Genomic DNA, 15,741 nt, shown 5'->3' with positions numbered 1-15,741 from the left:
CACCACCTCCGACCTGGACGATCTGCTGGCCAGACTCGACCGACACTCTCTCGACCGACAGGAAGAATCCTCCACCGCACCGACTGCTTGATCAACCCCCGAAGGACTTCGCGCGTCGACCACTTAGTTCAGAGAAGTGACCAAGCCGAAGGAGATCGCACCGGACCAGATGGGACGCACTCGAACCTCCACAAGCCGTGGCCCCCTGGATCCAGCGTCGCACCACCCCTGCCCCGGTGCGTGAGGTGAAGGGCCGTCCGGGTCCGACGCCCCCAGGGCAGGCCGTACGGGGGAACAGGCGGAGCGGCGGGTTCCCAACCTAAATCGAACAGACTTACGATGGCTGGGTGACTACACCCGACGCGAGTCCCTTCCCCGACGACCTCCTCAAGTTCCAGGAGCAGCTGTACCGCGCCCACGTTGACCACCGCGCCTTCCTGGCCGGGCTGCCCTGGAGCGTGGAGCCGATGAAGGGCTGGGCGGGCGGGGAGGGCTACTCCCATCGCGGCGACGTCCCGGACAGCCCCGGCTGGTCCCAGGAGGAGCAGGAGACGGTCGACCGGATGTGGAAGGAGATCCGCGAGCTTTCGATCGCCGTGGTGGACCACCCGCACTGGGCGACCGTGTCCCGGGAGGAGGTCGTAGCCGCCCGCATGGACCTGAAGAAGCGCGCTCGCCTGCTGATCTCCGCTTCCGCCGAGGCGGCGTAGCGCGGTGCCCGGCCCCGAGCCCCTCCTGCCCTTGCCTCCCGCACTGGACCAGCTGCTGGTCATACGCCGCTGGCTGGAGCTGAGCCTGGCCGGCGTGGACGTGAAGATCGCCGCCGTACGCACCGAGGAAGCGGAGAAGGCCCAGCGCCTGCCACTTCCCCCGCCTCCGCAGTGGTGGGTCGAATACGGCATCGGGGTGCGCCGGACCCCCGAGCGCGTCCATACCGGCGACTGCTCCATGACCAGCCGGGGCCGCCCCGCCACCGCGCAAAGCGTCCGCGAAATCCTGCTGACCGCCCCGTCCGTAGTGGCTTGCCCACTGTGCCGACCCGACAGCGACCTGGGCCTCCTCGACACGTGATCGGCGGCTGGGCCTCACGCTCGGCCTGTGCGAGCAACAGGGCTCCCGCCGGGAAGCCACGCGATCGGCGCTGGACGCGATGCTCCGGCCCGGTGCCGAAGCGTGCGAACGATGCGACGTTCCAGCGGGTCTGGTCCCGATGCTCCAGCTTGGCCAAGGCTGTGCGTAGCGATGGGGCGCGGGTCGGCCCAGCCCAGCCCGCGGAACGACGGGAGGGACTGATGGCCTGCTAGGGAGTGCTGCTGTCGGACCGGTCTTGGCCGGGAAGGTCGCCGGTTTTCAGGTCCCCCATGACGGCGCTCGCGACGGTACCGGCGCGGTCGTCCTTGCCGTAGCCGTAAGCGCGGGCGTTGTCCCGGTCGCCCCGGCGGGCCAGAGACCATCCGCCGGATCCGAGCCAGAGCTCGAATTCCACCGTGCCGAACTCGAAGATCACCGTGTCGTCCTCAACGCGGCCCTTCACCTGGCGGGCAATCTCCTCCGCCTGGGACTGCTGCGGCTGGTGGGACTTGGGCACGGCGACGGACTGGATCGCGCTGACCGGGCCGGCGAGGAGGGAGTCTTCGACGCCGCCCTCGAGGGTGTCGGTGAAGGAGAACCAGATCGTTCCGTCGCCGAAGGGCGATGCGCCGGTGTTGAAGTTCCTCACCGTGTGCCAGCCGTCGGCGAGGAGGACGGAGCCGATGTCGGCCGGGTTGAGCTGGAGGGTCACGAGTGCTCCTTGGCTTGGGGTGGGCCGGTGATCTGTGCGGGTCGGGATCTGTCCGCCGTTCCCGGTTCTCGCCCGGCGGGCGGCGACGAGGTCGTGCCACCGGGTGCGGGTCTGGCTCTCGCCATCGTGCCCGTGCAGGTCCACCGTGCCGAACCCCAGCCCACGGACGAGACAGGTTGACGCTCAGGCCGTCGGTGGTGCAACCCGCCCGCTACTGGGTCGCCGGATCCGCGATATCGGCGCCGAAGGCGGACTGATGGCCGTCGTCCTCGGGGAAGTTGCCACCCATCGCAGCCCGTGTTGCCCGGCGCGCATACATCCCACCCACCGGAGGCCGCACCGAGCCGCCTACCGGCCTCGTCAACACCGAGGCAGCCGGACCACCCGAGATGCCCACCGCGCCGGTCTCGTCGTGATTCGCCGCCGTCCCCGCCGGACGATACCGCCCACCCGGGCTCCTGCACGTCGCTGACCTGCGGTGTTCAGAAAGATTCGATGCGGCATCCAGATTCTGCCTCCCTTTTGCGTCTAGTTGGATGAAGGCCGTGTGCCTTCGCAGCTGATGCTCGTCGAAGGGAGGCAAGTTCACGTGAACTGGCCCGACATCGCAGGTCTCGGGGTGGTGGGATCGTCCCTCTTCCTCCTCCTGCTGTACGCCACGCGCAAGCTCCTCAATGCCGTGGACGTCTGCGTCTCCGCCCACCAGGACCGTCTGGCCGAGCGCGAGCAGCGTGCTTCGCTGATCGCGGTCGCCGAAGCCCTCCCCGATGGAGGACTCGCCATTCAGTACGACAAGGGCCAGCTGGACTGGGTGCTCCTCAAGCCCCAGCCGACCAGGGTGTATCGCACGGGTGTTCGTGATCTTATCCACTTGATGCCGTGCGGGCGTGCGTCGCGTCGGCCTCCAGTCGGGCACGATCTGCGCATCCATGACCGATCTGATGTTTGAATCACCATCAACCGGGACGGATCCGTTGAACGACGTCGCCTTGGTCCACAACCGCTTCCGGCAGTGGCGCGACGCCGACGTCTTCGAGGCCCTGCTGGCTCCGAGCCATCGGCCGGTCGAGGGCGGGAAGTCGCCATGGCGGAGCGCCCGGCCGGATGATCCGGCCGGGCGCTCCTATGTCTGGGACCTGCGATCTCACGGCCGACGATGCGGCCGACGATCCGGATCCGTGATCAGCCGATGGCGGGGAAGGTGTTCCAGCCGTCTTCTTCGACGTTCCCGCCGGCGCCGATGGCGGTGGTGCCGCCCTTGTAGAGGTAGATCATGCCGTTGGTGTTGGTGAGGTAGAGGTCGGGGATGCCGTCGCCGGTGACGTCGGGGACGCCGCGCAGGAGGGGCCAGGTGGCGCGGCCCCAGCCGGTGGTGCCGTAGGTGATGTCGTTGGCGCCGTTGGAGGCGGCTTCGGTGGAGAGGGAGGCGAGGTCGACTCCACCGGTGGCGCCGCGCTTGCCCATGCGCAGGGCGAGGCCGCGGCTGGGCATCGATTCGTCGCGGAAGATCAGGTCGGCGACGCCGTCGCCGGAGATGTCGCGTACGCCGACGATGTCGCGCTGCTTCCAGCCGGCGCCGCCGATCTGCTTGACGGTGGAGAAGCTGGCTCCGGTGTAGCCGGTGAAGGCCCAGAAGGTGTCGCCGTTGTCCGCAAGGGCGAAGAAGTCGGGCATGCCGTCACCAGTGACGTCGTCGCCCGCGACGAGTTGGCTGAAGGTGGCGGGGTTCGGCGAACCGGCAGGCAGGAGGATCTCGAGGCGGCGGCTGATGTCGACGCGGCCGTTGCCGTCGCCGGGGTAGACGTAGAGCTTGCCGTCGGGCATCCGGGCGATGAGGTCGGTGAGGCTGTCGCCGGGGAACCAGTCGGTGGAGTGGGTGATGAGGGCGCTCTGGCCGCTGGCCGGGTCCTTCCAGTACCCGCTGGGGACCGGTCTGCCGGCGTCGGTTGCTGCGGGCATCCAGGCGTCGATGTCGCCGTTCTTGTCTCCGGCGTAGATGCGCAGGTCGCCTGAGCCGTCGATGGCGAAGGTGTCGCTGTAACCGTCACCGGTGGCGTCGTTCGACCTGTCCTGGCCGGGCCGGGGACGGACGTAGAAGAGGTAGACGGTGGGGGTGGAGATGTTCCCGGCTTGGTTGACGGTACGGACGTAGAGGACGTTCGGGCCGCTGTTGTCGGGATTGATGTCGAGGGTGACGGCGTCCTGGCCCGCCGCGGGCACGGCCTTCTGGTTGTAGACGGGGTGGTTGAGCGCCCACTGGTACTCGCGGATATCGGCCGCGTTGGTACCGCCGCCGGTGACGGTGACCTTGCCGGGGCCGAGGGTGTTCTTGCTCCACTCGGCGCCTTCGGGGCCCGGGGCGGGGAAGTCGTCGGAGCGGACGGCCGGGGGGTTGGGGGCGGTGTGGTCGACGGTGAAGGTGCACCATCCGCCGCCGCCGGAGTCGTTGGGGCCGCTGCCGGACCACCAGCCGTCGGCGTCGATGGCCTGGGCGAGCCAGACGTAGGTCTTGCCCGGGGTGAACCGCTCCCAGCCGATATCGGTCCTGGCGACGCCGTCGCTGGTGTCCTTGGTGTCGGTGGCGATGGCCTGGGTGCCGTCGGCTGACCAGACACGGAACTGGATCTGCTTCAAATTGCCGTCACCGTCAGTGGCCTTGGCCTGGAGGGTCACGTTGGTCTTGCCGATCTTGGTGAACGGCTCACGGGTCACGCAGGGGCCGCCGGGGAAGGTGCTCATATTGGCCTGAACGGGAGTGTCCGGGGCCCTGTTGTAGACAATCTTGATGTACGGCGCGGTCTCACCGTTGGCGAGGAATTTCTTCCAGAGGTAGGAATTCGATTCGTTGGGTGCGCGGAGACCGAGAGATACGGCCTGCCACCTACTGGCAGCGGCCACGCTGATGGTGTTCTTGACATCGACGTCGACCCAGTTGTCTGGGCAGGAACTGTTGTATCCGGCTCCAGAACTGGCACCACCGATACGGTTTGCCCAGAAGGTGGAATTGTTGGTGTTATTCCAGGTCGTGGAGGAGTTGATGTATGGAGTGCTGTACACATCGACAGGCTGCGCGCTACATGACCATGAATACGTCTCGACGACCCTCAGGGTCGCCGAAGAAATGGCCGCGCCATGCAATATTGAGTCAAAATCAAAATTGAACACTGAGCGGGACGTGCCGCCGGAATCGGATTCATATCCGACCCGGGCTTCGTTCGTGCCGCTCGCGTTGTAGTTTGCCCCGTCGAAGAAGCTGGATGATCCCGCAGTCTTGTAGAGGAGGGTCCAGTGGCTCTTGTGACCGCTGATGGAGGGGTCCACGAAGACGGGGTACACGGTGTCGGCGTCGTTCAGCAGTCCCGCATCGGGCTTGAGGCTGAGGGTGTTGGCGTTGTCAGCCGTGGTGAGCGCGGCTTGGGCCACGGCGGTGTGCGCGCCTTCGGCGCCTCGGATGCCGGGCAGGCCGAGCGAGGGGTGGTCCTTGGCTGCCGGTGCGGGCATGGGCTGAGCTTCACCGATAGTGGTGGCGATCTTGCCCGCGGAGTCCCACATGTATGAGGTGGGGGCGCCGGCGACCTCCTCGTTCTTTGCATCGCGAGCGCTGAGCGCGCCAGACGGCTCGTCAAGGACGAACGTGAGGTCGGGGGAAGCGAGGCGGTAGTTCAGCTCGCCGAGCAGGGGATCTCGAGCAGCCTGCTTGTCCTTGACGATGACCAGGTGCGAGTAGCCGCCGTCCCGGGCCGTCAAGAGCAAGTCGATCCCGGGGCGGATGTTCTCGTACAAGGCGCGCGGCCCGTCGATGACCGGATCGGGTAGGGCTCCGGGCCAGCTCAGGGATATGTCGTGACCGTCTACGGTAAGGCGGACGAGCTCGGTCCAAGTGGTGGAGGCGCTCGGCCCGTCGGTCTTCAGCACAGTGCCGAAGCCGGGCTTCAGGCTGGCTCGCGAGACGGAGCGTGAGGCGCGCTGGCCGTCCGCACCGGCTGCTGTACCGGGCTGGCTGCCAGCACTGAACAGGACCCGGCCGTTGACTGCCTTCGGGGCGTAGCCGCCCTCCACGCGCTGGAGAGTCGTGTCGATCGGTTTCCAGCCGTTGCCAACCTTGGCTCGGATGGCAGCGCTGTACACCTGCGCCTTGAACTGCCCGCTCGGTTGCGCCCAGGTCGTGGTGTTCTCGGTCCGGTCGGCGGTGACCTCGACTTCCTTGCCGGAGTCCTTCGCCTGCTGCCGGGCCTGCGCCGCTGTGACCGGCTTGCCCGACTCGGCCTGCGGCTTCGTCTCGCTCTTGGATGCGCGCTCCGTCAGCTGGAAACCGACGGGCACGGCGACTGCGACGGCCATCAGTGCGGCCAGGCCGCCGATGACCTTGCGACGCTTGCGTGATCCGGAACGTGACTGTCCAACTCCCTTATCTGATTGCGGAGTTGGCGGACTTTCGTCCATTGAATCGTTGACTTTCATGATGCTCTTCTCCCCCCTCGGGCGCATGGTTCGGCCGCCCTCGGTATTAGCGGTAATTCAGCCATGTCGGCTGGATGCGCGAGATCCGCTCCCCACGGCCCTCGCACATAAATGTGCGAAGTGAGCATGAACCATCACGCCCTGTTCCGTCATCTCTGACCTTAGTGGAACCGCGACCCTAATGAAGCGATATATCCCATTTAGGAAGATATCTATAGAGGGTAAAGTGATCATGGCCACATTGACCATCCGGCTATGGCTTTATTGCCGTGCGTGTACGCAAAATCAACTTCAAATTTGTCGGTTTCCTGCCACCCGTCTGCCTTAGGCGCGGTTGGCAGATCGTGGGGGGGTCCACATGTCGCCGTTCTCGGCGAACAACTTCCGCCTGCCCAGAAATGGGAAGGCGCGTGCCGTGCGTAGTCGCAGGGCTAGACGCACCGGAGTCACACTTTCGGTGCTCCTCATCGCCAGTCTTTTGCCCACCGCTGCTTGGGCGGCGCCACCGGGCGACCGCAGTGGGATCGAGCTGCCCGGTCTCCAAAAGGAGATGAAGGCCAAGCTCGACCAGGTCGCCGCCGCCAAACTCGAGGGCTGGGACGGCGCGCCCGTCCAGCCGCCCGCGGGCTACGAGCCGTCCAAGGTGGCGCCGCCCGCTGCAGGATCGGCCAACGTCGCCCTGAGCCCGGCCACCGGAACCCAGTTGGTGCAGGCAGGCTCGTTGCCGGTCAGCATCGGCAAGGCATCGCCGACCGAGTCGAACCCCACCCCGGCCGAACCGTCGGGCACCTGGGGCGTCTCGGTCGAGGCGCGCACTGCCACCGAGGCCGCGGCCGTCGACGGCGCGATCATCAAGGTCACGCCTCCGGCGACCGGCTCAACAGCGGTCGATGTGCAGCTGGACTACAAGAAGTTCGAAGACCTCTTCGGCACCGAGTGGTCCTCCCGCCTGGAGCTGAAGCAGCTCCCGGAGTGCTTCCTGACCACCCCGGACGCCCCGGAGTGCACCACCGCGAAGGACGTCCCCAGCACCAACGACCCGAGCACCAGCACCGTCCGAGCGACCGTCGACCCGGCCACCGCGCCGGGTCAGGGCCTGCGCACGATGGCGGTCGGCGGCGGTGGCCCGATGGTCCTCGCGGCGTCGGACTCGGCCTCGGGCGCGGGTGGTACGTACAAGGCGACTTCGCTCGCCGCGTCGGGCAACTGGAGCCAAGGAGGCAGCGGGGGCGGGTTCTCATGGACGTACCCGCTGACCGTGCCCGCTCCGCCAGCGGGCCCCTCGCCGAAGGTCGCGTTCTCGTACTCCTCCCAGTCCGTTGACGGCAAGACCTCAGTTGCCAACGCGCAGGCTTCCTGGATCGGAGACGGGTGGGACTACGAACCCGGTTACATCGAGCGTCGTTACCGTTCCTGCTCTGACGACCTGAAGGCGAACCCGGGTAAGCCGAACAACGACAACGCCACGGACAAGAAGAAGGGTGACTTGTGCTGGGCGGGCGACAACGTAGTGATGTCGTTCGGCGGTACAAACACCGAGCTGGTCCATGACGCCACCACCGGCCAGTGGATCCCGTCCTCCGACGACGGCTCGAAAATCGAGCACAAGGCGGACGCCTCCGTCCCCAACGGTGCGAAGGATGGTGAGTACTGGATCATCACCACGCGCGACGGTACCCGCTACTTCTTCGGACGCCACGACGTGGATGGCGCGGGCAGCCGCCCGGTCACGAACTCCGTCCTGACCGTGCCGGTCTTCGGCAACCATCCTGGCGATCCCTGCTACCAGGCCGCCTATGCCGACTCCTCTTGCACTCAGGCCTGGCGGTGGAACCTCGACTACGTCGAGGACGTCCACGGCAACGCGATGATCATCGACTGGGCCAAGGAAGCCAACAGCTACGCCAAGAACCAGAAGACCAAGGCGAAGGTCCCATACGACCGGGCCGGCTACCCCACCCAGATCACCTACGGCCTGCGCTCCGACAACCTCTCGGGCGCCCCGGCGGGCAAGGTCGAGTTCACGGTCGCCGAGCGCTGCATCCAGGAAGGCAAGACGACCTGCTCCGATACCGAGTTCGAATCTAAGAACTACGGAGACAAGCAGCCCTGGTGGGACACCCCTTCCACGCTGTACTGCAAGGCCGACACGAAGGACTGCTACAATACTTCGCCGACCTTCTGGACCCGTAAGCGACTGACCGCCGTCACCACCTCCGGTCAGCGCACCGAAGGCTCGACCGCTCTGTCCCTCGTCGACCGGTGGAACCTCACACAGTCCTTCCCGAAGCAGCGCACGGACACCCACCCGCCACTGTGGCTGGAGTCCATCACTCACACGGGGTATGGCACCAGCAAGGATGAGGACGGCAATCAGTCGAGCACCACGCTGCCGCCGGTGTCCTTTCTCGCCAACGTCGAGGACATGCCCAACCGGGTCGCGACCGGACCGAACGACGCGACCCCCGGTTTCGACCGCCTGCGCGTGGAGACCATTCGCACTGAAACGGGCGGAGAGATCCGCGCCAGCTACTCCGCCCCCTGTCCGGTCGGCGGAAACCACCCCAAGCCGGAGGAGAACACCACTCGCTGCTACCCGGTCCACTGGTCTCCCGACCCGGAACTGGAGACACCCCCGCTGCAGTGGTTCAACAAGTACGTCGTAGACCGGGTCACCGAGAAGGACCGGGTGGCCCGCCAGGACGAGGTGGTCACCAACTACACGTACGAAGGTGACGCGGCCTGGGCCAAGGACAGCGACGAGTTTTCGAAGCCCGAGCGGCGTACGTACAGTCAGTGGCGCGGATACGCGAGCGTCATGGTCAAGAAGGGTGTCACCGCCAACGCCGGCGCCGCTGACGCCACCGAGGAGTCCCAGACCCGTACCCGCTACTTCCGCGGTATGTCCGCCGATGCGGGACGCCCGAAGATCACGCTCAAGGACTCCAGCGGTACTGAGGACCTCGGCGAGGACCTGCTTCCGTACCAGGGCCGAGCGCTCGAGAACATCACCTACACCAAGGCTGGCGGCGGCGTTGCCTCCCGCACACTGACCTGGCTGGCAAACCAGAAAATCGCCTCCCGGCCGCGCGACGGCACCACCCCGCTCGATGCATACCGGGTCAGTACCCCCCGTACCGACAGCATCGAGACGGTCAGCGGCGGCGCGACGCGTATCAACCGAACGACAGTTATGGTCGAGCCCGTCTACGGCCTTCCGCTGACGGCGCAGAACGACGCACTGGCCCCGAACGGCGCGGGCGGTTGGTCGACCATCGACCAGAAATGCGCCACCACCACCTACGTCCACAACGCGACCAAGTACCTGATCGGGTTGCCCCAACGGACCCGGGTGACTGCGAGCGACTGCGCCCAGTCCAGCACCGCTGCTGCCCTCTCCGACACGCGCACCTCGTACGACGCGCTCAATGCCTTCGGTACCGCTCCGGTCAAGGGCTTGCCCTATCAGGTCGACACGAATGATGCCGCCGGCACAGGCTGGGTCACCACAGCGCGCACCGAGTACGACGCCCTCGGCCGTGTCGTCAAGCTGTACGACGCCTCGGGCAAGGCCGCCTCGACGGCGTACAGTCCGGCCACCGGGCCGGTCTTCTCTACCACGGTGACGAATGCCGCCGGATTTACAACGCTATCCAAGGGGGACCCGGCTCGAGGCAGCGTCCTTGAGAGCACCGATGCCAACGGTCGTAAGGTCACCACGTCCTACGACAACCTCGGCCGCAACACTGCGGTCTGGACGCCGTCCCAGAAGCCGGGTACGGACAAGGCGGCCTACACCTTCGCCTACCAGATCGCCGAGCACGAGCCGCCGGTCGTCACGAGCAGCACGCTTCAGGACAACGGCACTTACACCAACTCAGTCGTCATCTACGACGGTCTGCTCCGTCCCCGCCAGTCCCAGGCCGAGGCCCTCGGCGGCGGCCGCCTGATCACGGACACTTTCTACAGCGCGAACGGCACCGTCCGGCAGACCAATGGCGGCTACTACGCGGAGGGCGACCCGGACAAGCACATCTTCGTCCCGGAGTCCGTTTTCAAGGTCCCCAACTCGGCCAAGACCGCCTACGACGGCCTCGGTCGCGCCATCAGTACGACGACGCTCTTCGCAGACGTCCCTCAGTACTCCAGCACCTCCCGATACGAAGGCGACTGGACCCTTACCCGCACGGCCATGTCGGCTGACGGCACGACCCCGCTCCGCGGCAGCCGCGCCGCCAAGACCACGACCGACGCCCTCGGCCGTCCTGCACTCATCCAATACGCCACGTCCACCGACCTCACCACCTGGAACACCACCGCCTACACCTACGACCTCCGGGGCAAGCCCCTCAAGGTCACCGACCCGGCCGGCAACAACTGGACCTATGCCTACGACGCCCGCGGCCGCATGATTTCGTCCAACGACCCGGACATGGGCCAGGCCGAATTCGGCTACAACAACCTCGACCAGCAGATCTGGACCAAGGACTCCGCCGGCCGCGCCCAGTACACGACGTACGACGCCCTCGGCCGCAAGACCGAAACCCGCGACGACGCCGCCAACGGCCCGCTCGTCGCGTCCTGGACCTTCGACTCCCTCCCGGGGGCCAAGGGCCAGCCCGTCGCCTCGACTCGCTACTACGACGGCAAGCCGTTCACCAGCGAAGTCACCGGCTACGACTCCGAATACCGCCCCACCGGATCGAAGATCACGATCCCGGACGTCCCGGCCGCCAAGGGCCTGGCCGGCAGCTACGCCTACGGCGTCACCTACACGCCCACCGGCAAAATCCAGTCGACCACCCTTCCGGCCACCCCCGGCGGCCTCGCCGCCGAGAAGCTCGTCACCCGCTACAACGGCGACGGCTCGCCCATCACGATGTCCGGCCTGTCCTGGTACACGGCCGACACCGTCTACAGCCCCTTCGGCCAAATTCTGCGGACTGCCTCGGGGAGCTCCCCGCAGCGCGTGTGGACCACCAACGCCTACAACCCGAATACCGGCCAGCTCACGCACTCGATCACCGACCGGGAAACCGCCAACCCCAACCGCATCAGTGACGTCTCCTACAACTACGATCCCGCGGGCAACATCACCTCGGTCACCGACAGCCAGCCCGGTGGGCGCACCGACCGTCAGTGCTACGCCTACGACCCGATGGGTCAGCTCACCCAGGCCTGGACCGGCAAGACCGACACCTGCACCGGCCCGTCCTTGAATGACGTGACCCCCGGCCCCGACGGTGACGGTTACTGGCAGTCGTACTCCTTCGACCCCATCGGCAACCGCAGCAAGCTCGTCGACCACGACCTGACCAACGCGTCCCTGGACGACGAGTACACGTACACCTACGGGGTCACGGTCACCGGCAACGGCACCCAGCCCACCACCACGACCCAGCCGCACGCCCTCGCCAAGGTCGACTCGGTCACCCGTAAGCCCGGCTCCACGGTCAACTCCCAGTCCACCTACGGCTACGACATCTCGGGCAACACCACCCGCCGCGCCATCGGCGGCGACACCCAGACCCTGGACTGGGACCGCCGCAACAAGGTCACCTCCGCCACCAGCCCCGGCATCGGCGCCGTCGCGGTCACCGGCCTTTCCGGCAAGTGCCTCGACGTCGACAACGCCAACTCCGCCGACAACACCCCCATCCAGATCTGGTACTGCAACGAGACCAAGGCACAGCAGTGGCGCCTGACCGGCGACACCGTCCGCGCCCTCGGCAAGTGCCTCACCAGCAACACCGGAACCCTGCTCCTGTCCACCTGTGACGGCAGCGACAAGCAGAAGTTCCTCTACCGCCCCGTGGACAAGAGCCTGCAGAACCCGGCGACCGGCCAGTGCGTCGACGTGCCCGGAGCCAACGACACCGTCGGCACCGACCTCAAACTGGGGACGTGCAACGGCGGCGCCAGCCAGCAGTGGAGCTTCAACAACACCACCGCCTACCTCTACGACGCCTCCGGCAACCGCCTGATCGAGGACAACGGCAGCAGCCGCACCCTCTACCTCGGCGAATCCGAGATCACCGTCAACAAGAACGGCGACACCGCCCTCGACGCCGTCCGCTACTACCCCGGCCCCGGCGCCACCACCATCCGCCGCACCAATGGCCAGGCCACCGGCCACATCCTGGCCGTGCAACTGGCAGACCAGCACGGCACCGCCACCACCTCGGTCGACCAGAGCACTGGGCAGACCGTCAAGCGCCGCAAATCCGACCCCTACGGCAACCCGCGCGGCACCCAGCCCGGCGGCTGGCCCGGGAGCCGCACCTTCCTCGGTACCGGCAACGACGACAACACCACCGGCCTCACCCACATCGGCGCCCGCGAATACGACCCCACCACCGGCCGCTTCATCTCCGTCGACCCGATCATCGATACTGCCGATCCGCTTCAGATGAACGGGTACACCTACGCCAACGGGAATCCGATCGGAAATACGGACCCCAGCGGGCTTAGGTATTACGAGGGAATGGGCTCCGAGGGTGGCTGGTTCCAGGCCGCGCCCGAAAAAGCGGCAGAAGTAGCGGGCAAGCGTGAGGCCCGGCGTAAGGATGTTCCGGCGAGGGCCCGATATTCATATGAGCGGGCCATCGCGTTCGACTATAAAGCCCCCTCTCTGGCAATCAGAAATATGCATAATACGCCCCGCAAGGAGTGGGGTCGCATGATGACGAAGTACGATCCTTCAAACGGGAGCGTAGTTAAGCAGATTGCATGGAAAATGTGGTCTGCCGGGGCTGAGCAAGACGAGCTTGACTACCTCATGAAGCGGCCGTGCGACCTCCTCGAATGTTACGGACCTTTGGAGGCGCTCGAAAAGGGCGTGATGATCGACTCGCCGATCTACGACGAGCCCGACAGCACCACCTTCGGGAAAGCCGTTGCGGCCGGCCTGGGGGCCAGGGTGGGCGCATCTCGAAAGGGAGCACCTAAAGCTGTAGGCTGCCCAAACAGTTTCACGTCGGGAACGCGCGTACTTCTTTCCGATGCAACCAGTAAGCCTATCGAAGAGCTTGTTCCTGGCGACGAAGTAATTGCCACAGACCCTGAAACGGGTGAAACGGCGGCGAAGGACGTAACCGCAGCCATCTACACCGAAGATGACAAGGAATACGTAGACCTTGACATCGAGACCGCCCAAGGCTCGCAGAAAATCACCACCACCAGCCACCACCCCTTCTGGTCTGAGGATCAAACAGAGTGGGTAGATGCAGACGAGCTCACGCCGGGGTCCGATCTCAGAACCCCGGACGGCGAAACCGTCTCCGTCACGCGAGTGCGCATCTACCGGGCCGAACTGAAGACGTACAACCTCACCGTCGCGGACCTCCACACGTACTATGTGCTGGCGGGCGAGACGCCGGTCCTGGTTCACAATTCCGGTGGATGCCCTTCGCTGAAATCTCTGCACCCGGACAGTTCGCTCGATAAAAGCTCGCTGGATTTCTGGCACAAGCAAGACTCCGAGGACATCGCCTTCTCCTTGCGTCCCGGCAGGGATGAGTCGCTGAAGGTGAAACCAGATGGAACCATCATGAACGGAAACACCCGGGTCGCCGTTTTGCGCTCACGCGGATATGACGTCGATTCACTTCCGCGTGATCCGTACGGCGGTAAGCCAATGTCGGACGAAGACTTCTGGGATATGGATCAATGAAGATTCGAAATCAAGTCCAGTCGGCCTTGGAATCAGAGGCGCGGGATCTGTTCCTGCGCACGCTCGGGCATCGGCTTGGGATTTCAGCCCGCGAGATCTTCGCTAGCGGCAACCCAGACGGTCTGAGCCAAGCCCGGGCCTGCAACGAGATGATGATCGCCATCTGGTCGCAGCTCGACGTTGCCAAGTCGGCAGGGGTCGCGGGGTATCCAGACTCAGAATTTCTCGCGATCCTCTTGAGTAAGGCCGACATCGGAGGCGCGCGACCGCATCTGAGGAGTGCGCTTGAGAGTGCACTGACCTTCGTCGATGGCATTATCGGCGCAGGGTAATTCCGATAGGCGACATTGCGTTTGCGAATGTCGAGTGGGTGTCCAAGCGGAAGCCCCACCGGGATCTTCTCGGTGGGGCTTCTGACGCGCTTGACGGCAGCGGTGACGGCAACGTCAGCGGACGACCGCGGCGGCGGGCGGGTCGTCGGGGCCGCCGTCGCCCGTGCCGAGGGTGGAGCCCAGGGTGTCGATGGCTTGGCGCTGGAGGCGGAGGCGGAGGCGTACGTGGGCGTAGACGTCGGCGGTGACGCCGATGTGGGCGTGGCCGAGGAGTTCCTTGATGACGACGAGTTCGACGCCCTGTTCCAGGAGGAGCGTGGCGAAAACGCGGGTGAGGTTGGTCGGGGCGATCGGCCCGCTCTGCGGATTGGCGAACACGTGCCTACTGTGCAGCGCCGCCCTTGACGGCGTGGCAGCTAGTACTCCAGCCGCACTTCGTGTTCAGGTGGCGAGTCTGCGCTGGTAGTGGCTGTGGCGGGCTCGTCCCTGGTGCGTCCGGCGCCATATCGACCAGTGGAGGACCTGGGCGGGTGAGCGTGGCTGGTCGAGGATCAGTGCGTTCATCAGGTGGCGGATCTCATTGGCGGTCAGGTCGATCGGTAGACGGCCGGGTCCCGTGGGAGTCGTGGTGGCCTCGGCCACCAGGAAGGCCAGGACGCCCAGCGCGAGCATGGCCAGGGTGATGCGGCGGTGCCAGGAGGTGAAGTGCCGGACTTGGTAGTGGTCGAGTCCGACCTGCCCCTTGGCCGCCTGGAAGCACTCCTCGATCGACCACCGCACCCCGGCGACCCGCACGAGGGTCGACAGCGGCGTCGGTTCCGGGGTGAAGCACAGGTAGAACGCGCGCTCGCCGGTGGCGGTGTTGCGGCGGACCAGTAGTTGTCGGCGGGCGCCGTCGCCGTCCAGGGCGATCCACGCCCACCGGTAAACGCGAGGGCCTTTGGCGCCGGCCCCGGCGCTGCGGTCCTGCCAGGCGTCCTCGGGCAGACTCGCGGCCGCTGTGTCGGCCCGGACCGGGGTGCAGCCGTCGTTGATGCGCACGCGGGTGGCGCACGACACCGCGAGGACGTAGCCGATACCACGGTCCTCCAACTCCGCGCGCAGGGATGGGTCCTGGCCGTAGACCTCGTCCCCGGTGACCCACCGGGCCGGGGTGCCGGCGTCGAGTGCGGCAGCGATCATGTCCCGGGCGAGGTGCGGCTTCGTCGCGAACACCGTCTGTTCGGGTATGCCCGCCGCCGAGCGGCGGGGCCCGTCGGCGAACCAGCTGTCCTTGGGCAGGTAGAGCCGACGGTCGATCAGAGCGCGTCCGCGCGGTGACGCGTAGGCGAGGAACACCCCTATCTGGGAGTTCTCGATCCGTCCGGGGGCCCGTATTTCAATAAGTGTCAATCACGGGTTTCCGTGAGGGTTGTTCGGGCGTGTAGCTGTGCCAATGTGCGGGCGGGCGATCCGGGTATCGGTGTGACGAGGATTCCGTGCAGGTCCAGGAG

The 15,741-nt window shown here is 66.2% G+C and carries 7 protein-coding genes and 2 pseudogenes; 5 read left to right on the top strand and 4 right to left on the bottom strand.

Translation table 11 applies throughout. The annotated features are described in order from the left end of the window. The first annotated feature begins 347 nt into the window (after positions 1–347). On the top strand, positions 348–710 hold the full coding sequence (locus QMF80_RS36330) for a DUF8825 domain-containing protein (protein WP_283461446.1): 363 nt from the start codon (positions 348–350) through the stop codon (positions 708–710). Between the two features lie 31 nt (positions 711–741). After that, positions 742–1,071, top strand: coding sequence for a DUF6233 domain-containing protein (locus QMF80_RS36325; protein ID WP_283461444.1), 330 nt, complete (start codon positions 742–744; stop codon positions 1,069–1,071). Between the two features lie 229 nt (positions 1,072–1,300). On the opposite strand, the gene QMF80_RS36320 is transcribed toward QMF80_RS36325, so the two are convergent. Next, a complete protein-coding gene (locus tag QMF80_RS36320) occupies positions 1,301–1,783 on the bottom strand; it encodes a hypothetical protein (RefSeq protein ID WP_283461442.1) in 483 nt (160 codons plus the stop codon). Positions 1,784–2,372: 589 nt separating this feature from the next. Here QMF80_RS36320 and QMF80_RS36315 point away from each other — a divergent pair. Next, a complete protein-coding gene (locus QMF80_RS36315) occupies positions 2,373–2,732 on the top strand; it encodes a hypothetical protein (RefSeq protein WP_283461440.1) in 360 nt (119 codons plus the stop codon). Positions 2,733–2,965: 233 nt separating this feature from the next. Here QMF80_RS36315 and QMF80_RS36310 read toward each other — a convergent pair whose 3' ends face one another. Then, on the bottom strand, positions 2,966–6,124 hold the full coding sequence (locus QMF80_RS36310; protein ID WP_283461438.1) for a DNRLRE domain-containing protein: 3,159 nt from the start codon (positions 6,122–6,124) through the stop codon (positions 2,966–2,968). 577 nt (positions 6,125–6,701) lie between these two features. On the opposite strand from QMF80_RS36310, the gene QMF80_RS36305 reads away from it, so the two are divergent. Both QMF80_RS36305 and QMF80_RS36300 read left to right on the top strand, forming a co-directional pair. Continuing rightward, entirely contained in the window at positions 6,702–13,916 is a 7,215-nt protein-coding gene (locus QMF80_RS36305; protein ID WP_283461436.1) for a polymorphic toxin-type HINT domain-containing protein, read from the top strand. After that, positions 13,913–14,248, top strand: coding sequence for a hypothetical protein (locus QMF80_RS36300; RefSeq protein WP_283461434.1), 336 nt, complete (start codon positions 13,913–13,915; stop codon positions 14,246–14,248). The genes QMF80_RS36305 and QMF80_RS36300 overlap by 4 nt, the downstream gene beginning before the upstream one ends. 114 nt (positions 14,249–14,362) lie before the next feature. Here QMF80_RS36300 and QMF80_RS36295 read toward each other — a convergent pair. Beyond that, a pseudogene (locus QMF80_RS36295) lies at positions 14,363–14,626 on the bottom strand (site-specific integrase); the annotation flags it as partial. A 63-nt stretch (positions 14,627–14,689) separates the two neighbouring features. Next, positions 14,690–15,613: pseudogene (locus QMF80_RS36290) on the bottom strand (IS701 family transposase); the annotation flags it as partial. Positions 15,614–15,741: the final 128 nt, after the last annotated feature.

This window comes from Streptomyces sp. G-G2, assembly GCF_030063135.1.
Classification (GTDB): Bacteria; Actinomycetota; Actinomycetes; order Streptomycetales; family Streptomycetaceae; genus Streptomyces.
The sequence above is the reverse complement of the archived record's forward strand: the minus strand, read 5'-3'. Positions and strand labels throughout refer to the sequence as shown.

Bases quoted from the DNA above. Each gene is read 5' to 3' on its own strand.
- QMF80_RS36310 (WP_283461438.1), bottom strand. From the start codon at position 6,124: ATGGCCGTCGCAGTCGCCGTGCCCGTCGGTTTCCAGCTGACGGAGCGC.
- QMF80_RS36300 (WP_283461434.1), top strand. From the start codon at position 13,913: ATGAAGATTCGAAATCAAGTCCAGTCGGCCTTGGAATCAGAGGCGCGG.